Here is a 20,109-nt window from a genome sequence, read left to right on the forward strand (position 1 = left end):
TCACATGCGCGGGTGAAGCATGGTGAACGCGTTAACTGTGAGAGAACAATGCTTTGATGGGCCAGGAAACATTGGAGTGGGAATAACCGCCGGCCCGCTTAGAGTTCGATGACGTTACTTTGAACCGTTCGCCCTGAGCTTGTCGAAGGGCCTGTACCGCCTGCGGAAGCACGCCTGCGGAGAGCGTGCTTCGACAAGCTCAGCACGAACGGATCGCGTGATCCGGTCACGCTGATGCCATCCCGCTTAGCCGAGCCCGGCGAGCCACCCGTCGATCGCATCGCACGCCGCCGCCGTGCCGCCCTGTTCTTGGAGGGTCAGTGCGCGTTCGTCGGTGCCGGGCCGCTCCAGCGTGGCCAATTGGCTGTCGAGCAGCGACACCGGCATGAAGTGCGTCCGGTGGACCAGCCGGTCGCGCAGCGTCGCCTCGTCGGTGTCGAGCAGGACGAAGCCGAGCGTGGGGCGGCCGGCGGCGCGCAAGGCGTCGCGATAATCCCGCTTCAGCGCCGAGCAACTGACCACGCCCCAGCCGTCGCCGCGCTCCGCGATCCAGTGCCCGACCGCGGCCAGCCATGGCGCGCGATCGGTGTCGTCGAGCGCGATCCCAGCGCTCATCTTGGCGATGTTGGCGAGCGGGTGGAGATCGTCGCCCTCCTCGAACGGGCATCCCAGCCGTTTTGCCAGCATCGCGCCCACGGTCGACTTGCCCGATCCCGATACGCCCATCATTACGATCACGCGCGGCGTCATGCGCGGCGTAAGCCTAGCAACACATTGCCCTCCGTCGAAAGATAGTTGCGCGCATAATCGAAGCGCGGCGTGTCCGAGAACAGCAGATAATAATATTTCATCTGCTCGGACCACCAATAGCCTGGGCAATGATCCGATTGCACCATCGGCTGCACGCGCATGTCCTCGATCTGGGCGTAGCCGAAGCGCGCGCGGTTGAAGCGTTTCATGTTTAGGTAATGGGTGCGCCCGATCATCCGCCATTCCGGTGCGCGGTCGAGCAGCCAATGGTTGAACGCGGCATCGGCGAGTTCGGGGCGCAGCGCGTTGGTGGGCGCGAACGCCTCGCCGGTCAGATAGTCATAGCCCTCGGGCAGGATGCCGAACCGGTCCTGCACCGCCGCCCAGGCGCGGGTATAGGCGGCGGCCAGCGCGGGCGCGCCGCCCTGGGCGAGCAGGCCGCCATAGAAGGCGGCGAGTTCGTCCTGCTGTGCGCTCAGCGGGCCGCCGGTCTCAAAATCCACATCGCCGAACCAAGTGTGCGGGCCCGCGCGCACCGCCTGGTATTTGACAATCGCCGCGGTGCAGACATCGTACATCGCCTTGCAGTCCCGGTCGCCGAAGAGCTGCCAGCCGTCCCACAGATATTCGTAGTAGCTGTCCGACGGCGGCCCCACGGTCGCGCGGCGGGTGAGCCAGATGCCGGTATCGGAATCGATCCCGTCCGCCAGCAGCCCGATCGTCGAGCGGCGCGCGAACAGTGCGACCTGCGCGCGCTTGGCGGCGTGGTGGTAGCGCGGATCGCCGGTCAGCCGGCTCAGCGTGCCGAATTCGGGGAGATAGGTGCCGATCTCGGCGGGATTGGTCTGCGTGCCGCGCGTCGCGCCGGTGCGCAGATTGACGAAGCGATGCGGCATGCCGGTCGGCGTGGCGAAGGCCGGAAGCAGCCGGTTGCCGAGATCGCGGGCGTGCGCCAGCAGCATCGGATCGCCGCTCGCGTGATGCGCCGACAACAGTCCGCCGAGCAGGCGGATCGCGGTTTCGAAGACCGAGACCTCGCCGTCGACGTCGAAGCTCAGATGCGCCCGCACCCAGCGCTGCGCCTCGGCGAATTCGGCGTCGAGGCCCATCACCCACAGCGTGTCCATCGCCTCGATCAGGCTGAGGCCCAGATGATGGGTCTTGAGCGGAAAGCTCTCATAGCCGCCGCTGATCGGCAGGATCTGGTCGCGGCCCCAGGCATGCGCGCGGTAGTTCGCCCAGGCCCAGCGCATCTCGGCCCGGACGTCGGCGGCGAGCGCATGCCAGTCGACCGCGCTCGCACCCTCTTGCGCGAAGGCGGGCGCAGCCGCGAGAGTGAGCCCGCCGCCCAGCAATCCGCGCCGTCCGATCCTGCTATCCACCCGCGTCTCCTCCATGCCTCATCCTGTGCCAAACGGAGCGCCGGGGGCAAGGTTCATCCGGGGATGACGGTGCCGCAACGAACTGCTTTACTGCGTTTATGCGCATCGCTTTCGCCCTGACCCTGCTCCTCCCGTCGATCGCCGCCGCGCAGACCGCGCCGGCGCCGCCCACACCCTATGCCGCCGTCGATCCGATGATCGGAACGGGTGGGGAGGGGCATACCTTTCCCGGCGCCACCGCGCCGTTCGGCATGGTGCAATTGTCGCCCGACACCGATACGTCCTGCGTGATCCGCAGCTGCTATGGCCATGCGGCGGGCTATCGCTACGAGGATCCGACGATCCAGGGCTTCAGCCACACGCATTTCTCGGGCGCGGGGCATAGCGATCTCGGCGACATTCTGGTGATGCCGGTATCGGGCGCCCGCGTGCCGCTGGAGCCGGACGATTCCAAGCTGCCGGGCTCGGGCTATCGATCGCGCTTCGCGCATGCAAACGAGACGGCGCAGCCCGGCTATTATGCGGTAACGCTCGACGATGCTAGGGTGCGCGCGGAGATGACCGCGGGCACGCGCATCGGCGTGCATCGCTATACCTTCGCCGACAACGCTGATGCGCATCTGGTGATCGATCTGCGCACGTCGCTCTATGCCTATCCGGGCAAGATCCTATGGTCGACGTTGCGGTTGCGCCCCGACGGCACGCTCACCGGATCGCGCGAGACGCGGGGCTGGGCGCCGGGGCGCAAGCTGTTCTTCGCCATGCGCTTTTCCGCGCCGATCACCGGCCATGGCTTCGTCGATACCGAGACGGGCGTCGCCTATAGGGGATTCCAGGGGCCGGGGCGCGGCAGCGATGCGGTGCCCGAACGGCTCGGGCGGGCGCTGGTCGCGCGGCTCGATTTCGGGACGCTCGCCCGGCCGCTGGAAGTGCGTGTCGGCCTATCGGGGGTGGACGAGGCGGGCGCGATCGCGAACCTCGATTCCGAACCGGGCAATTTCGACGCGATCCGCGCGAGGACGCGCGCGGCGTGGGAGACGGCGTTGGGCGCGGTCGCGATCGATGCGCCCAGGCCGATCCGCACCAGCCTCTACACCGCGCTCTACCACGCGCTGCTCGCGCCGTCGGTGTGGAGCGACGCGGACGGCCGCTATCGCGGGCCCGACGGGCAGGTGCATGTCGCGGACGGCTTCACCTTCCGCTCGACCTTTTCGCTGTGGGACACGTTCCGCGCCGAGCATCCGCTGCTCACGATCGTGCAACCCGCCAGCACGACCACCGATGTCGTGCGTTCGCTGATCGCGAGCCAGCAGGAAAGCGCGTTCGGCATCCTGCCGGTGTGGCAGTTCGCGGGTGCCGAGACATGGACGATGATCGGCTATCACGCGGTGCCGGTGATCGCGGACGCCTATCTGAAGGGTATCGGTGGCTTCGACGCGAACGCCGCGCTGGATGCGATGGTCGCCAGCGCCACCTATGCGCCTTATGGCGGGCTCGGCGCGTATATGGCGCGCGGCTATGTGCCGATCGAACAGGAGCCCGAGGCGGCGTCCAAGACGGTTGAATATGCCTATGACGACTGGACGATCGCGCGGATGGCGCGAAAGCTCGGCCGCACCGACATAGCCGACCAGTTCGAGAAGCGCGCCGGCAACTGGCGCAACAGCTTCGATCCCGCCACCGGCTTCGTCCGCGCGCGCCTGTCCACGGGCGCATTCCGCACGCCGTTCGATCCCACCGCGATCAACTATGGATCGGATTATACCGAGGGCAATGCCTGGCAATATAGCTGGTTCGTGCCGCAGGATCTGGGCGGCCTCGTCACGATACTGGGTGGCGATGCGAAGACCGTCGCAAAGCTCGACGCGATGTTCGACTATGACAATTCGAAGCTCGATTATAGCCATGCCGAGGATATCGCCGGGCTGATCGGCCAATATATCCATGGCAACGAGCCGAGCCACCATGTCGCCTATCTCTACGATTACGCCGGCGCACCGTGGCGGACTCAGGCGCGGCTGAAGCAGATCGTCGACAGCCAGTACAAGCCCACGCCTGACGGCCTGGCGGGGAACGACGATCTGGGCCAGATGTCGGCATGGCTCGTCTTCACCGGGCTTGGCTTCTATCCGGTCACGCCGGGCAGCGGCGAATATGCGATCGGCCGGCCGTTCGTGGATCGCGCCGTGATCGCGCTGCGGGGCGGGCGGCGCTTCACGATCGTCGCGGACGGCTTGTCGGAGGCGAACCGCTATGTCGGCGCGGTGACGCTGAACGGCCGGCCGCTCGACCGGGTGTATCTCCGCCATGCCGAGATCATGGCGGGCGGCGAACTGCGGTTCCGGATGCAGGCTATGCCCGACACGCGCTGGGCGGAGTCGGTGGCCGCGCGTCCGGCGTCGATGACGCCTTATCGCTGAAGGTCTGGCGCTGGCGGTCAGGCGGAGCCCGTCACGCGCGCCGGCCTCGCGACGGAAAGGGCGGGCGGGGCATCAAGTTGTCGGTTGACCCCCATGAGAGGGATGTCTGCAAGGTTGAAATGGCGGAATTTAGCCATTCCTGCATTGTGATTAGGCCAAGGTTTTACCTGCGTGCCGTACCAGCGCGGTTGATGTCGGGGATCGATTAACCTCGTATGGGGTTCTGTCAGACCAACGTGGCAGGCCGGGCAGGAGGCTGATAACGGCGGCTGATGCCCCGCCGTTAACGTGCCCTGCCGCCATCGCCGTTTCGCCGCTTCAACTCGTCGCCTGAGGTGATCCGCCTGGTGGTCATGATGTACGTGCGTTTCCCGCTGAGTTTGCGGAACGTTGAAGACCTGCTGTTCGAACGCGGCATTGATGTCTGCCACGAGACGGTGCGGATGTGGTGGAACCGCTTCGGGCCGCTCTTCGCCGGCGACATCCGCCGTCAGCGGGTAAACCACATACGCGGCTTTCGCCATTGGCGGTGGCACCTGGATGAGACGTACGTGAAGCTGAACGGCGAGATGGTGTACCTCTGGCGGGCAGTCGATCACGAGGGCGAGATCCTTGAGAGCTACGTCACGAAGACGAGGGACAAGGACGCAGCGCTGACCTTCATGAAGAAGGCGCTGAAACGCCACGGCAGCCCTGAGAAGGTCACTACCGACGGGCTTCGCCCCTATGGTGCGGCGATGAAGGAGCTTGGTAACGCCGACAAGCAGGAGGTGGGTCGCTGGGCCAACAACCGGGTGGAGAACAGTCACCTGCCGTTCCGACGACGAGAGCGGGCGATGGTGCGCTTCAGGCGGATGAAGACGCTACAGAAGTTCGCCTCGGTCCATGCCAACGTCCACAACCACTTTAGCCTCGAACGCCATCTCGTCGACCGCCAGACCTACAAGGAACGACGCTCCGCCGCGCTGGCGGAGTGGCAGGTCCTCGCAAGCTAGGCAGATGCGTACAAAGCGCGACGTGCATCGTGTAGAGACCGGTTCGCTTTAGACTGACAGCACCCGTACACCGAGTGCGTAGCCCCGCGCTCGCGGGTGGTAACGGCCCGGAGGGTCAGCGCCACGCGCTCTGCCCGGCCCATCCATTCGGGCCTAGCCGCAGGCAAGGAGTCGCGCAGGGTTGCTTAGCCGGAAGGGAACTGCCGGCGCAGCGGTACCAGCAGGTCCTCGACCAAGCGGGTCCGATCGAGCCGGAGCGCCGCTCGCCGCTGCACCGTGACGACGGGCAAGCGCTCGCGGTTGCCGGCGCGGCCGATCATAACGGAGCTAGGGCTGGCTGCATGCTGCGCCTGGGTGCGCCAAGCGCGGTACTCCGCGCCCGAAATGCGCGCGGCGATGGCAACGTCGGTGATGCGCTGCGTCGGGTCAATGTGCTCGATGGCTGCCGCGGCGTAGCCGATGGCGGTGGATAGCTTTGCCTGAATGACCTCCTCAAGGAGGACCATCATCCCGCCCATGTCCATCCCGCCCCGTCGGCGTTCGGTGCCGTCGAGGGGCAGCTGGACGAGCAGCGATCCCTGCTCGTCCAGCCGGAGCGAGCCGCCACGCTCCTGCGTGATGGTCAGTGCACCTCCGGCGAGTCCAACCTCGTTGCCCAGAGCCCGGTCGAAGATCTGGTTTTGGCCGAACAGCGCGGTCTGCAGCATGAAGTCGCCTAGCGTGGCGGCCTCGATTTCCACCGGCCTCAGGATCGGCTGCGTTGGTCCGGCTGCGATCGCCACGTCAAGCGAGGCGGCCGACACCATATTGCGGCTCTCGGGCGGAATGAGACCCGTCGCCCGTTTGGCGAGATCCTCCGGATCGACCGCGCCGACCACGGTCGCAACGGCGTTGTCGTGCAGGGCGCGGATCACGCCTGCCTGCAGGTCCGCAGAGTCGTCGAAGCCGCCGCGGAAAAGGCCGCCCTCCCATCCCTGCACCTCGGCAATAAACGCCGCCTGCTGAGGGTCGGGGGTGACGCCCTGCTGCACGAAGGCGAGCACGGGCTTGGTCTGGCGCGCCTTCGCGGTACTCCTCGTGCGTGGCCGACAGGCCCGACCCCGGCTGGACGGCGCCGTAGCTGTCGCCGAGGACGAGGACGACCATGTCGGAGAGCCGCAGACCTTGAAGGCAGGCAACTTGGGGCGACGTGGGGAGCGCACCGAAGTCCTCGGCCATCACTGCCTCATGGCGCAGCGTAGTTACACCTGCCTTGGCGGCCTGCCGTTGAGGGGCGAAGCCGGCAATGAGCGAGCTGATGAAAATCTTCATCTGGTCTGTTTAGGCGATGCATCGGGCGTCTCCAACGCTTTACGCCCACTTGTTGGACGCTTGCACATAATATCAGAAAGATCTGCGCCGCCTTAAGCGAGAACAGCGTCGCAAGGTATTTGCCCTCGCCGTCTTAGCCACCCCCGGTCTACCGAGAGATGAACGAGTGACCGGAGTTGGGAACCGCTGATAAGCCCGTGAATGGCCGAAGATGGGTCTTCGCGCGCTTTAGGACGAACGGCAGCTTTCTCGTTTCCGCCGCTGGAAGCTGCCGTTCAGCAGTCGCCCACCTTCGGCCATTCAGCAAATGAGGCTGATGCCACGCTCCACGGCGGAGTGTACGGAAAACAGGCGATCTGGACAGGGTGGCCGCTTGAATAGCCCTAGCCGATTGGCTGCTCGCGGCACCGCGCCTTTTTCTACAGCCTCGAGCGGTTGTGACACCGCCACCCTGACACATTGCGAATACGCTGCTGCCAAACGCCTTCTCGACTGAGCGAGGGCAAACCTCCTGCCAGTAGCGCCGACACCGGCTTGGCTCGGATCGGGCCAATACCGCGTTGTGATGCAAGTACGAGGTATAAGGAACGTTGATGGCAGATAACACACCGCCCCATTTCACCTGCGACGTGGCCATCATTGGCGCTGGCACCGCAGGCCTGGCAGCCGAGCGGGTTGCCCGATCCGACGGTGCCCGGACCCTGCTCATCGACGATCGCTTTGCCGGCACCACCTGCGCAACCGTCGGCTGCATGCCGTCCAAGCTACTCGTCACCGCGGGCATGGCCGCCCAAGCGGTACGTCGCGCGCATCTTTTCGGGATCGACGCCACGCCCCATGTCGATGGCACCCGCGTCATGCAGCGAGTCCGCCAGGAGCGCGATCGGTTCGTAGCCGCTACCAAGAAGGGCTTCGATGATTTGCCTGAAGGCGTGGCGATTAAGGGCTGTGCCCGCTTCACTGGTCCGACCGCGCTCACACTCGACGACGGCAGAACGGTGTCGGCACGCGCCGTCGTAATCGCCACGGGGTCGAAACCGATCGTACCGGAGCCTTATCGCGCACTCGGCGATCTCGTCGACACGAACGAGACCATCTTCGATCGGGACGAACTGCCCCGCGCGCTAGCCGTCATCGGCGCGGGCGCGCTTGGGCTCGAACTGGCGCAGGCCTTTGCCAGCCTCGGCGTCGAGGTCGTCGTATTTGAACGTGGCGAGCGGGTTGGTGGCGTTCACGATCCTGTGGTGCACGACGAGCTGGTCCGCATCCTCCGCCAGTGCATGACGCTTCATCTCGGCGTCGACGCATCTCCATCACCCGGTAATGGCGGCGTGGTCATCAGCTGGGATGGTGGAAGCAAGCGCTTCGATCGGGTGCTGGTGTCGACGGGACGCGAACCCAAGCTCGAGGGCCTAGGGCTCAACCAGACGGGCTTTGCGCTGAACGACCACGGCGTGCCAGTCTATGACAAGCGCACCATGCAATGCGGTGATGCGGCGGTATTCATCGCTGGCGATGCCGACGCCGACCGACCGGTGCTGCACGAAGCATCGGACGAAGGGACGATCGCGGGGCGCAACGCCGCCCGGTTCCCGAAGGTCGAGCCTGCGGCGCGCGATCTGCCCTTCACCATTACCTTCACCGATCCGCCGGTTGCCATGGTGGGCGAGCCAGCGCGCGAGGACAGCGTGATCGGCTGTGCGCCCTATGACGATCAGGGTCGCGCCAAGGTTATGGCGCAAGCCGAAGGCATGGTGCGGCTCTACGCCAGCAAGCCCGATGGGCAGCTGACCGGCGCCGTCATGATCGGCCCCGGCATGGACCACATTGCCCACCTGCTCGCACTCGCCATCATGCGCGGCGAAACCGCGACTAGTTTGTTGGAGTTACCCTTCTATCATCCCACGCTCGAGGAAGGATTGAAGCCCGGCCTTCGCGCGATCTGTCACGAGGTGCATGCGCCGCTCCCTCCACGCGACCAGGGCACACCGCCAGGCGCGTAATCGAATTCTCGACCAATCAGGAGTCCGACCGATGCTGACCCTTCACCACCTCGCCTTCTCTCGCTCGCAGCGCGTCCTGTGGCTGATTGAGGAACTCGGCCTATCGGTCGAGCTCGTCCGCTATGATCGCACGCCGGAGTTTCGTTCACCTCCCGAGCTCAAGAAGGTCCATCCGCTCGGCAAGTCGCCCGTGATCCAGGACGGTGATCTGACGTTGGCAGAGTCCGCCACGATCTTGCGCTATCTGGACGGCTGCTATGGCGCAAATCGGTTCTCGCCCGCACCCGACACTACCGAGCATGCCATTCATGAGGAGTGGCTCGACTTTGTCGAAAGCACAGCAGCTGGCCCCCTGCTGACGGTGCTGCTTTCCGAGCGTACCGGCGAACAGGGAGCAGGCGATCGTGCACGTCCCATGGTCGGCAACGTCCTGTCTTATATTGCTAACGGCCTTGGCGATAAGCCGTTCCTGATGGGCGAGCGGCCTATGCTCGCTGATATGCAGATGAGCTATTTCCTGGCCATGGCGCGCATGGCCAAGGCGTTGCACACCTATCCTACTCTCACTGCCTACCTCGATCGACTGGAAGCCCAGCCCGGATTTCAGCGGGCACAGGCACGTGGCGGACCGATGCTGCCCGCCGCGCTCCCATAGACCGTCAACGTTGGTTGGGATTCGGGGAAGTAAAAAGGTAGACCTGACGTTCAGCAGGCAAAGGGCCGGTGCGTACACCGGCCCCAAACGTGGCGTTCCTTCCAGACGAAGCTATTCAAGCATTACTTTGCCTTCGACGATAGAGTGTCCCACTCGTCCCATTCGGCGAGCCGGCTCTCATAGTGCTTGCTGATGATCGGCAGACCATCGCTGCCGAGCAGAAAACGCAGCGGCGGCTTCTCGGCATCAACGATCTGAAGGATCGCGTCTCCAATCGCTTCGGGATCACCCTTCATGCGTGATTTGCCGCTCTCCGCCCGCTGCTCGCGGACCGGATCGTAGGCAGCGATCTCAGTCGCATGCTGCGACGAGGGTCCGCTCCAATCGGTCGTGTAGCCGGCCGGCTCGATCAACGTCACCCTGATGCCGAAGCTCGCGACCTCCTGCGCCAGCGACTGGTTGATCGCTTCCAGCCTCCATTTCGAAGCATGGTGCAGACCAACGGTTGGGAAGGCGGTAACCCCGCCGATGCTCGACGTGCTGAGCAGATGACCGCTAAGCTGGCCTGCGAAAACGGCTGTCAAGCTGACGTGAACGAATGTCCGAAGTTGGCGAGCCGAAAACAGGCCGCGAGCGGCGGAAAGTGGGTCTTGAGTATGCGAGCTCAGAAGCCTTGGGAGCGGCACTCATATCGCGTGCCGCTTCGCTTTAGTCGCTTGAGGACAGGGCGCCTAGCTGCTGTCACGGCCAAGGGCAGCCCCGGATGGACCCGGTAATCACCTAAACTGGATGGCAATCGGGGACCCTCAACGCCAGCGAAGTGTCTCTATCCACATTGACGACAACGACCTGCGACCTAGAACAGTGAGTGAACGGGTTGCTCTGCTTGCCCGGTTAGGAGCGGGTCGGTCCGGGTCATGGCAGTGCTAACTGATGGTGCCGCCGGCGCTCTCGACTCCTTCCTCACGCTGCGCCGCTTCTGGTCCGAGAAGCGGCACGCCCTCGGCGGGCTCGCGGCCATGGCCGGCTTCGACTTCCAGTTGGCGAGCGCATTGCACGTCATCGTGCGACAGGAGGCAGCGGGGCAGGGCGGCTCGGCGTTCGTCGAGGTGCTCTCCGACATCGTGGAGAGCTCCGACGGCTTTCTGATCACGCAGGCCAAGCGCACGCTCTCCAGCTCGGCGTTCAGATCGGCGCTCGACGAGCTCTGGGGTGTGCATCTGCTGGCCAAGGAGCGGACGCCGGAACTGCTTCCCCTCCTTCGCTACAGGGTCCAGGCGGCTACGCGGACGCTTGGCGACTGGTCCGGAAGTCTCGAGCGCTGGAGTCCGGAAGGCGCCGACGGCGATGAACTGGCCGTGTTCCGCGAGCGCGTCGACATCGCGGTCACTCCCTCTCCGCGGATCGAGGCGGCAAAGATCCTCATCGAGGACTTTAGGGATGCCGATCCTTTCGACAGACTCGACAGGGCGATGTCGCGCTTCCTCGCCGGTTCGGGGGGCGTTCTCGATCAGGTCGTGGACGAGTTCCGCGGCGAACTGCGGGCGCTTCGACTGGCGGCGGCAACCGTGGCGCGGCGCTTCGGGCTGTGGAGCAGCGAGGACAGGGCGCCGGATGTGGTCGTCCGAGAGGACGACGACAGACGCGCGGTGCGGATCGGGGAACGCCTGTCCGTGTCCGACTTCCGAGAAGGCAGGCTGGCGAGGCGCTCCGTCTACGATCGGATAGAGCGCGCCTGCGAGGAGCGCCTCGCCGGCGAGCGCCCGCTATACAAGCTGCCCGTGTTCTGGATCTCCGGAAGGTCGGGATGCGGCAAGAGCGCCGCGCTGCTGCATGTGGCGGCGAGACTTCATGCGCAGAACCCCGACCGGCTGGTGCTCTGGCTCGGCCACCGCCCCGAGCTCATCGGGCCGGCCGTACGGTGGGCGGGCCGGATGGCGGCGGAGGGGCGCGCGGTCGTGCTGGTGCTCGACGACCCGTTCACCGCCGAGCGCCAGTCCGAGTTCATCAGGTCGGTCATCGATGCCCAGGCCGAGTGGGAGGGCATATGCGTGGGTGCCGGGGAGGCGGCCCGGTCGCCGCTCCTCCTCTGCTGCGGGCCGAACGAGCAGCGGGCGTCGGCCGAGGAGACCTGCGGGGGCCAGCTCGACTTCGACGGCTTCGACATGCCGAACGAGACGGACGCTGACTTCGTCGAACTCGCCGAGTGGTATCGCCTTCGGACCGGAAGGTCCGTCGAGCCGATGGAGGGCAACGTCCTACTCGTCCAGCAGCTGTTCGAGTGGACGAAGGGCAGCATCGCCGAATTTGGCAGGCGCTTCCGGGAACGGATCAGCGCCTTCGACGACAGCAGCCAGGGCGGACCGGTCCTCGAGGCGATCGCCAGCATCCTGGCCCTCAACCGCCTCTACGTCGACTATCCCATGTCGGAACTGCTCCGTCGGCAGCATGAGCATCCGACGCTGGAGAGCGCGCTGATCCGGCTGCAGGAGCTCGAATCGCACTTCGAGTTCACGGCGCAGTCGTCGGGTGGCATCAGGTTGACCCATCCCCACCTCGCCGACGCGATCTACCGGGAGTGGTTCGGTCGGGTCACGGACCGGCCCTGGCGCAAGCGGCATCTCGCCGCGTCACTAGCGGCCGACCTCGCGAACGACGAACGACCTCCCGAAGTGCGATACGCTCCCTTCTGGGCCATCAGCCGGCTCGCTCGGGAGCGCGATCGGGGAGGTCGCGAGACCGACCCGGCGCTGCGCGCGCGCATCGACCTCATCCGACCGGAGCTGCGGGAGGTGCTCGCCTCGATCTACGCGAACGGGGTTGGAGACGGACTGCACCCCATCGCGGACCTTCCGGTCTGGCTGGCTCTCGACCGCCTCCTCGACCTTCGTCTGAATTCATCGCCCGCGAACCTTCTGGTGGCCGCCATCGACGAGGTGCGCGAACCGGTCAGAGGACTTCGGCTGTCCTGCCACTGGCTGCTTGCGGAGGAGGGTCCGTTCCGCGACCGCGCGGTCGCTTCGGTCTGCGACTGCCTGCGGCGGCTCGCGTCCTGGGGCGATCCGCTGCCGTGGCACGACTGGGCGCCGCTCGCGATGGACTACGTGGCGAGGGAGGGCGGCGAGACCCTGCTCGACGAGATCTCCGCCCTGTCGCGCGACGCTCCGCAGCTGAGGGGAATGTCGCGCCTGATGAACGGCCTTGCCCAGGGCGATAGGTCCGACCGGGTAAGAGGCATCGTCGTCGACTGGCTGCAGCGGACGCCCGACGACGAGTTCGGCTGGGGCTCGATCCTCTCGAACCTGATCGATGGGCACGGGCACTGCGCGGAGACGGACGTGCTGTCGCAGCGTCTGCTCGCTGCAGGCCGCGATCGAGTGGCGTGGCCGCGGGTCTGGGCGGCGCTGATCGATGCGGGGAGGGGACAGGCGGCCGTCCTGCGGATACAGGGCATGCGCTGGCTCGGTCTCGCCGAGGGGAGCAGCCTCGTGGCGGGTCCGGAGACGCCCGGCTGGGACATGATCTGGCGTCGTCTGCTGGAGCAGGCGATCCATGGCGGGGAGCCGGAGGTCGGTCGACTGCTTCGGGTCGGGCGCGACTGGGTCGAGGCGTCTGACGTGGGGGACGAGCGCTGGACGCGGGTCTGGCCCATCGTCTTCGAGCACGCGGATTCCCGCACGCGTGGTGAACTGCTGACCCTGGCCGTCCGTCGCCTGCGGTCAGCGCCAGCCGAGCTCAAGGGGTGGTCCCACGTCTGGGGACCGGCGATTCAGGAAGCTCGTCGGGCCGCCGACCATGACGCGATCGCGAATCTGGAAGGGGTCGGCCGGGAGTGGCTCGCCACGGCGGACCCGGAGCATCTCGGCTGGGCGTTCGTCTTCGAGGGTCTGCTGCTCGCGACCGAGCCTGACGAGCAGCGACGTGCGCTGCGGTTCGGGGCCGAATGGCTGGAGCGCTCGTCGGGCGGGCATCGGAGTTGGGCGCACGTCTGGCTCGCGCTGGCCAAGGCGGGTCCGGAAGACACACGGGACGCCATCGAGGCGCAGGGACTGGCGTGGTTGCGCAGGACGCCGGGTGAGCATGTCGGTTGGTCCCGCGTGGCCGGCTTCCTGCTCGAGGACGGCTCCCCCAATGCGGTCGGAGCCGTGCGTGCCCTCACTTCCACGTGGCTGCTCCGCCATGACGGCCATCCCGGATGGCTGCCGGTGATCCCGTCCTGGATTGCGGCGGATCCCGACACGGGCGAGCTGGAGGCGTTTCACCGTCACTGTGCGGACCGGCTGTCTCGTTCCGATCTCGACGACGATGCGTGGTTCCGCGTCTGGCAGGGCGCTCGCCGGGCGCGGTTCTCGGCGAGGATCCTCACCCGCTCGGCGCTCGACTTCCTGACGTCCGGACGTGGGGTGGAGCGCCGTCGTGCGACCGTATGCTCCTATGCGCTGAGCCTCCGCGCGGAGGCGGCTGTCGCTGCCGCGCTGGTCGACCAGGGCATATCGCTGATCCGGTCGGATGCCCTCGGCAGGTCCTGGCCATCGTTGTGGGAGGGCCTCGCCAAGCGCGAGCCGCCATCCGGCTGGGCGGAACTGCTGGACGCCGCGTCGGCATGGCTCCTTGCGGTAGGGCCATCACACGACAGATGGGATCGGGTCCTGCTGAGGGCTCGAGCAATCGACAAGCGCTTCGCGAGACGCCCGGACATCGCGGAGGGCATGACGATCTGGCTGCGCGCGAACGCCGGCGCCGAGCGGTGGATCAAGGTCTGGAGCGTCCATCCCGACGGCGAGGCTCTTCTCGACGATCGCACGCTGCGTGACCCGGCCTTCGCCGCCGTGCTGAAGCCGCAGGACAATGGAGCGTGGGTGCATCTCTGCGCGGCGCTGCTTCCGAGGCTGGACGGCGGCGCGCGCGATCAGGCGCTGGGCCGCGCGCGCCCCTGGCTGGAGGGGCCCGCCGATCGATATGGATACGGCCTGCTTTGGCGCTCGGCGTTCGACGTCGAGACGGACCACAAGCGGCTCGCCCGTCTAATCGATGTGGGCATCGAGGCCTTGCCGCTGATCGAGCCCAGGAGGTGGTATCCGGTTTTCTCGGCGCTCCTGCGGGCGGCGCCCGAGAGACTCGGAACCGGAGACGTGATCGCTTCTGTGGACCGCTGGCTCGGCTCCGACGCAGGCGGAGGAAAGGGCTGGCTGCGCGTCCTGAAGTGGCGCGAACCCGTCGATCCTTCTCCGTGGACCGATGCGGCGATCGTCGCCCGGGCGCAGCGGTGGCTGTCGCAGACGGACTTCTCGGATCGGAACTGGAGCCTGATCTGGCGTTCGGCGAGCCGTGCCAGGGCGGGCAGGGACACGATTTGCCTGCGTCGCCTGGGTGAGCGCTGGCTGGAAGAGGTGGCGTTCACGATGCCGGGGTGGCCGTATGTCTGGCGCTCGATCTGGGACATGCGAAGCCGCGACGGGACGTCCTCGCTCGACATGCGGGCTCTCGGGCTTCGGTGGCTAGCAAGCGGCGTGACCCACAAGGATCGGCGCCTCGTTCAAACCAAGCTGAAATGAAGGACCCCCGACGTTGCCGCCGGGGGTCGTTGTTGCCTTGCGGCCTGTGGGACGCCTTGGAGCGTCCGTTGGTGAGAATGCTCTCGGTCCGATGTCGGTTCCGCTCGCTCGAGCGTATAACCGGATCGGCTTAACGAACCTTAAAACCAATTCAGTCGCCGACGTGCATCGGAGCGACCGGCACCTTCTTCCTCGGCATTCGCTAGGCCGTCAAGCCCCATCGTCAACTTGGAGCGGTCCCGCGGAAGGACCAGCGCCGTTATGGGTTGTAGTCGGCTGCGCCGCAGCCGATCGGCTTCGTGCCATGGCTGATCAGCCGCAGCGGGGAACTGGGCCGGTCTACCAGCAGTCGGCCGGGCTCTGTCGGAAAATTCAGGAGCGCTTTCACTTGCTGTCGACCTTGGTGAAAATACAGATGAACGATGGCCGAAATTGGAAAGGACAGTCGGCAGCGTGAATGGCCGCAAGTGGGTCGTCCTGCCCACGAACTAAGTGACGAAGGCGTGCTCATGGTCGAGGCGGCTTGACGGAGCTGAACCGAGCACTCCACAGACGGGCATGACCTTTTCCCTACATGCTGCGATCATTCCATCCCAGGCGCAAATCCTGCGTGCCTGTGCTGCTCTGATCGACAAGGCCGAAGCGTTCTGCGCCGAACGCACCCTTTCGCCGGATTCCCTGATCCAGGCGCGGCTTGCAGAGGACATGCTGCCTTTCGCCTATCAGGTGAAGTCGATGGCGGTGCATTCGCTCGGCGCGATCGAGGGCGTGCGCAAAGGCGTGTTCGAGCCCGACATGACGCCGCCGCCATCCGACTTTGCGGGGCTGAAGATGCGTCTCACTGAGACTCTGGCCGACCTCGAGGCGATCGATCCAGCGGAGGTCGACAGCTTTCTCGGCCGCGACATGCGCTTCGAGTTCGGTGAGCGTCGCATGGAGTTCGTGGCGGAGGAGTTCCTGCTCTCTTTCTCGCAGCCAACTTCTACTTTCATGCCACCACCGCGTACGACATCCTGCGCTGGAAGGGATTGCCGATTGGCAAGCGCGACTTCGCGGGAATGCCACGCATGAAGCGCTAACCGCTTAGATCTCACTCAAGCGGCCTGCTTCGGAGCAGACGGCCGATTCAGGGGGGCTGCAGTTGGGTGAGAAACCCGAGCGGAGGGCTTGCTCAGTGGCTCGATTTGAGTACGGTCGTTGACCAAGCGTTAGATCGCGTGCATTCCGCGACTCGCACTCCATAAATCCAATAAAATCAACAGCGAAGGATTCTGACGGTATCCTCGACGGTATTTCCGTTTTTTCAGGCCGGATAAGCGATGGGAAATCAACACGTTAACGGGTCAGGAAACAATGGAGTGGGAATGATAGCGAGGCCGTTTCCCGCCACGGGAATCAAGGGCGATACCCCGATCCGATGCCATGGCCCGTTCGCCAGTGTCCGTCCGCGCGAGCCATGCTCCATGGCGCATCCCTCACCCGTTTAGAGAATGCCGGGCGCTCAGTCGCCGAACCACCCGCTTTCGCCGCCGATGGGCATGCCCGGCGGAATGACCGGCTCGGGCCGCGCGCCCTTGGCGATTTCGCGGGCGAGCCGGGAGTCGTCGCGGAGCAGGGTCGCCATGCCGCGACACCATTCGGCGTCTTCCCCGTTTCCCTTCACCGCGGCGAAGCGCGCAGCGATCGCTTGCAGCCGGCCATCGAGCACCGCGGCGACGTCGGTCGAAACGGTGGGATCGCGCCGGGTCTTGGCCATCGTCAGGATCGTGCGGTGCGCCACTCGCCGCTCGACCGCGTCGCGGCGCTGGTCGATCGCCGCTGCGGTCAGCTTGTCGAGCAACGTGCCCAAGCCGGGAAGGGAGGGATCGCGCCCGTGCTGGAGGTACACGCGCGTCAGGCGGGACGGCGCGAGCAGCGTGTCCAGCGTCACCTGCGCCGCGACGTCGGCGGCGACGAGCGGATCGAACGCCGAGGCGCCGGCAGTGTCGAAAACCTCGGTATCGAACTGGGGGTCCGACCGGCCGTTGACGCCCGAGGACAGTGCCAGAGCGAGCGGCCCCGGCACGGTCAGCTCTCTGGCGGACAGGGTCTCCAGCAACGCGTCGAGCGCCGCGTTCTGGTCGGCGGCGGATGCCGGGGCGGGCGGCGGGCTGCCGTCGCCTGCGACCGCATAGCGGTAGTCGATCCCGCCGATGTTTTTGCCGACCGCGATCACCTCGTAGCGGTGGAACAGCCAGATCGGTGCGAATTTGCGCCGCAGATCGGCCAGCGGCTCGCCCCGGTGCAGCACGCCGGGGCCGAAATGGGCGAGCGCCACCCGGCGCACCGCCATCATCCGCGTCAGATCGGGCGCCTTGTCGTCGCCATCGGTCCACATATTGTCGCCGGGCACCGCGAGATCGGGCGCGCGACCGTCGATATCGGTCATGTATCTGAGGCCTGCCGCCTGCGCCGCGTCCGCCTTGCGCGCGGCATCGGCGTCGGGATCGACGCCGGGCTTCGGCTGACCGTACAGCCAGTCGACGGTGAACTTGTCCCACCGTCCGATGCCGACCGCATAGGCGTCGCCGAGATCGAGCTTGCCATCGACGAGTTTGATCCGCGCGAACGGGTAATCCATCACGGAGCTGCGATCCTGCGTGCTCCCGGCGAAATTGTGGACGAAGCCGATCGCGTGGCCGACCTCGTGTGCGCCGAGCTGGCGGATGCGCGCGAGCGAGATGCGGATTGGATCGTTGGGGCCGCCGCCGTTGTCCTGCGCGGTGCCCAGCAGCCCTTCGAAGATGTTGATGTCCTGCCGCAACCGTAATCCTTCGAGAACGACATTGCCCTTGATGATCTCGCCGGTGCGCGGATCGATCACGCCGCCGCCATAGGACCAGCTCCGCGTCTGCCGCTCGTCCCAGTTGACGATATTGTAGCGGACGTCCTGCGGATCGGCGCCGGGCGGCAGGATCTTTACCTGGAAGGCATCGATGAACCCCGCGGCCTCGAATGCCTGGTTCCACCACGCGACCCCTTCGGCCAGCGCGGAGCGGATCGGCTCGGGCGCGGCATTGTCGATATAGAAGACGATCGGCTTCTTGACCGCCGAGCGCGCCGCGCCGGGGTCGATCTTGTCCAGGCGGAAATGGTTGGCATATTGCTGCACCACATCCTCGCCGAGCGGCGTGCCGAAATCATAGACCTGGGTCGCGTGGGTGCCCGAGCGGATGTCGAACCTGCGCGGCACGAAGCCGGGTGCGGGAAGCCGGACCAGCGAGTGATGGACGGTGAAGCTGACCTGCCGCCCGTCGGGCGCGATCGTGTCGACCTCGCTGCCCGGCGTATCGGAGGCGAAGGTCTGCACCGACTCCATCTCGATATTGTCGGGGAAGATCTTGACCGAAGCCGGATCGGCGGCGCTGAGCGCGTCGACCAGCTTGAACCCCTTGCCCTCGGTGTTCAGCGCCTCGGCGAGCCGCATCACATCCTTGGTGAGGAACGGCGCCAGATCGACGGTCACGCCGCCATCGGGCGTGGAGGACACCGCGTCCAGCATCGCGATCGTGCTGAACGGGAAGCTGTCGCGCACGCCCCGTTCGGTATCGGCATTGCCCGTGCCCTTGTAACGCGGGTTCTCGTAGATCACCGCCACCTTCCTGCCCATGCGCCGGAAGGCGAGGAGATGCGTGTCGCCCAGCATGCCGTGATCGATCCGGATCGGTGCCGAGCCGAGCCCGGTCTTGATCGCGGTGGAATAAAGGAAGCGCCCCGACATGCCATCGGCCGCGGGCGCGGGCAGGGTGAGCAAGATCCGCCCGGCCTCGGGTTCGACCTTCACCGGCAGCAGCGCGCCGTCGGCGGGCGCTGCCGGCGCCGCCCAGGACGGCTGTGCTGCGGTCAGCGCCAGACCGAGCGCGACGCCGATCGTCGATCCGCCCCGCAGCATGGTGTGCAATCTCGCCATGGCCATCCCTCTTCGCTCTCGCCCGCCGAGGAGCCTATCACGACCAGGATTGCGTGTTCCGACATTTTCAGAACAAATCGGCAGGGTGAGCGATGAATTCCATCATGGAGGCTGCCGGCTATGAACGAAATGATCCTGACCGACCTGGATCGGACCGACTTTCGCCTACTTCGTGAGATCAGCGAAGATGGCCGCCTGTCCGACGTGGCGCTCGGCGAGCGCGTTCACCTGTCGAGCACGGCGGCCGCCCGGCGGCGGCGGATCCTGGAGGAGCGCGGTGCGATCGCCCGCTATTCGGCGACGCTGGACCTCAACCGGCTCGGAATCGGCATCGTCGTGCACGTCGCCATCGAACTGCGCTCGCAGGCGGAGGAGGTGCTCAACGAGTTCGAGGCCGCCGTCGTCAAATGCCCCTCGATGACCTATTGCAGCTTCGTCTCGGGCGACACCGACTTCATGATGATCGTCCATGTCCGGTCGTTCGAGGATTATGACCGGGTCTATCGCAGCGAATTGTCCACGCTGCCCCATGTCGCCAAGATCCGCAGCAGTTTCGTGATGCGGCATGTCGCGAAACGCATCGTACCGCCGGTGCTGTTCGCCGGCATCCTGTAGGCGATTCGGGCCTGGGAGCCCGGCCCGGTGGCTTTCCCGATCCTCGAACGTGCCGGCGCAGGATCTCGGCAACGATCCAGCCTTTTACGCAGGAAACCACCTCCACGCTTGCCAATGAGCAACGAATTTAACGAGAAGCTGCGCAACCGTTAGGGCAATATTACATCACCAAGAAAGCAGAACGCGCAAGATTATAGCGCGCTTTCCTGGGAACAGCCCGATCGGTGCCCGGCAAACCGGGATCGTGGGCGGAACGGTACGAGTCGCGACATAACGCACGAATGCGCGGTCGCGCTCGAGCCGGACTTCGGTCCGTCCGTTTCGACGCATCGGGGAGAGGATCGTCCTTGGCACGGCATGTCGTCAAAAGGGGGCCTCGTTGTGGAAATAGTCTCGAATTGGATCGGCGGATATCGGCCGCGATCATACCTGCGGGCCGCTCTGCTTGCGGGCGGCGCCACCGCGACGCTGATC

General features: G+C 65.9%; 11 protein-coding genes and 1 pseudogene. 7 read left to right on the forward strand and 5 right to left on the reverse strand.

Annotation, left to right across the window (positions count from 1 at the left end):
• Positions 1–246: 246 nt before the first annotated feature.
• Both L8H00_RS00005 and L8H00_RS00010 read right to left on the reverse strand, forming a co-directional pair.
• Entirely contained in the window at positions 247–729 is a 483-nt protein-coding gene (locus L8H00_RS00005) for a gluconokinase (protein WP_242095898.1), read from the reverse strand.
• A gap of 17 nt (positions 730–746) precedes the next feature.
• Positions 747–2,132, reverse strand: a complete 1,386-nt coding sequence (locus L8H00_RS00010) for a glycoside hydrolase family 47 protein (RefSeq protein WP_242095175.1) — start codon at positions 2,130–2,132, stop codon at positions 747–749.
• A 98-nt stretch (positions 2,133–2,230) separates the two neighbouring features.
• Here L8H00_RS00010 and L8H00_RS00015 point away from each other — a divergent pair, with 98 nt between their 5' ends.
• Positions 2,231–4,552, forward strand: coding sequence for a GH92 family glycosyl hydrolase (locus L8H00_RS00015; RefSeq protein ID WP_242095176.1), 2,322 nt, complete (start codon positions 2,231–2,233; stop codon positions 4,550–4,552).
• 293 nt (positions 4,553–4,845) lie between these two features.
• Positions 4,846–5,547: an IS6 family transposase gene (locus tag L8H00_RS00020; RefSeq protein WP_277924232.1), complete on the forward strand. Its 702-nt coding sequence runs from the start codon at positions 4,846–4,848 to the stop codon at positions 5,545–5,547.
• A 185-nt stretch (positions 5,548–5,732) separates the two neighbouring features.
• Here the strand turns inward: L8H00_RS00020 and L8H00_RS00025 are convergent, their stop codons facing one another.
• Positions 5,733–6,590 carry a hypothetical protein gene (locus tag L8H00_RS00025; RefSeq protein ID WP_242095178.1) on the reverse strand — a complete coding sequence of 286 codons (858 nt, stop codon included), beginning with the start codon at positions 6,588–6,590 and terminating at the stop codon, positions 5,733–5,735.
• Positions 6,591–7,451: 861 nt separating this feature from the next.
• Here L8H00_RS00025 and L8H00_RS00030 point away from each other — a divergent pair.
• Both L8H00_RS00030 and L8H00_RS00035 read left to right on the forward strand, forming a co-directional pair.
• Positions 7,452–8,861 carry a dihydrolipoyl dehydrogenase gene (locus L8H00_RS00030; protein ID WP_242095179.1) on the forward strand — a complete coding sequence of 470 codons (1,410 nt, stop codon included), beginning with the start codon at positions 7,452–7,454 and terminating at the stop codon, positions 8,859–8,861.
• A 31-nt stretch (positions 8,862–8,892) separates the two neighbouring features.
• Entirely contained in the window at positions 8,893–9,516 is a 624-nt protein-coding gene (locus L8H00_RS00035) for a glutathione S-transferase family protein (RefSeq protein WP_242095180.1), read from the forward strand.
• Between the two features lie 122 nt (positions 9,517–9,638).
• On the opposite strand, the gene L8H00_RS00040 is transcribed toward L8H00_RS00035, so the two are convergent.
• Positions 9,639–10,100 carry an SDR family oxidoreductase gene (locus L8H00_RS00040; protein WP_242095181.1) on the reverse strand — a complete coding sequence of 154 codons (462 nt, stop codon included), beginning with the start codon at positions 10,098–10,100 and terminating at the stop codon, positions 9,639–9,641.
• A gap of 333 nt (positions 10,101–10,433) precedes the next feature.
• Between L8H00_RS00040 and L8H00_RS00045 the strand changes: the two genes are divergently transcribed.
• Both L8H00_RS00045 and L8H00_RS00050 read left to right on the forward strand, forming a co-directional pair.
• The gene (locus L8H00_RS00045; RefSeq protein ID WP_242095182.1) at positions 10,434–15,071 is read left to right on the forward strand and encodes a hypothetical protein; all 4,638 of its coding nucleotides are present in this window, start codon (positions 10,434–10,436) and stop codon (positions 15,069–15,071) included.
• 558 nt (positions 15,072–15,629) lie between these two features.
• A pseudogene (locus L8H00_RS00050) lies at positions 15,630–16,150 on the forward strand (DUF1993 domain-containing protein).
• A 422-nt stretch (positions 16,151–16,572) separates the two neighbouring features.
• Here the strand turns inward: L8H00_RS00050 and L8H00_RS00055 are convergent.
• Complete coding sequence (locus L8H00_RS00055; RefSeq protein WP_242095183.1) at positions 16,573–19,020, reverse strand: zinc-dependent metalloprotease; 2,448 nt, start codon at positions 19,018–19,020, stop codon at positions 16,573–16,575.
• Between the two features lie 120 nt (positions 19,021–19,140).
• Here L8H00_RS00055 and L8H00_RS00060 point away from each other — a divergent pair, with 120 nt between their 5' ends.
• The gene (locus L8H00_RS00060) at positions 19,141–19,635 is read left to right on the forward strand and encodes an Lrp/AsnC family transcriptional regulator (protein ID WP_242095184.1); all 495 of its coding nucleotides are present in this window, start codon (positions 19,141–19,143) and stop codon (positions 19,633–19,635) included.
• The last annotated feature ends 474 nt before the right edge of the window (positions 19,636–20,109 follow it).

Source organism: Sphingomonas sp. CROZ-RG-20F-R02-07 (assembly GCF_022662335.1).
GTDB lineage: Bacteria > Pseudomonadota > Alphaproteobacteria > Sphingomonadales > Sphingomonadaceae > Sphingomonas.

Coding starts and splice junctions, on each gene's coding strand:
- L8H00_RS00015 (WP_242095176.1), top strand. CDS start 2,231: ATGCGCATCGCTTTCGCCCTGACCCTGCTCCTCCCGTCGATCGCCGCC.
- L8H00_RS00055 (WP_242095183.1), bottom strand. CDS start 19,020: ATGGCGAGATTGCACACCATGCTGCGGGGCGGATCGACGATCGGCGTC.
- L8H00_RS00030 (WP_242095179.1), top strand. CDS start 7,452: ATGGCAGATAACACACCGCCCCATTTCACCTGCGACGTGGCCATCATT.
- L8H00_RS00060 (WP_242095184.1), top strand. CDS start 19,141: ATGAACGAAATGATCCTGACCGACCTGGATCGGACCGACTTTCGCCTA.
- L8H00_RS00035 (WP_242095180.1), top strand. CDS start 8,893: ATGCTGACCCTTCACCACCTCGCCTTCTCTCGCTCGCAGCGCGTCCTG.
- L8H00_RS00045 (WP_242095182.1), top strand. CDS start 10,434: ATGGCAGTGCTAACTGATGGTGCCGCCGGCGCTCTCGACTCCTTCCTC.
- L8H00_RS00005 (WP_242095898.1), bottom strand. CDS start 729: ATGATGGGCGTATCGGGATCGGGCAAGTCGACCGTGGGCGCGATGCTG.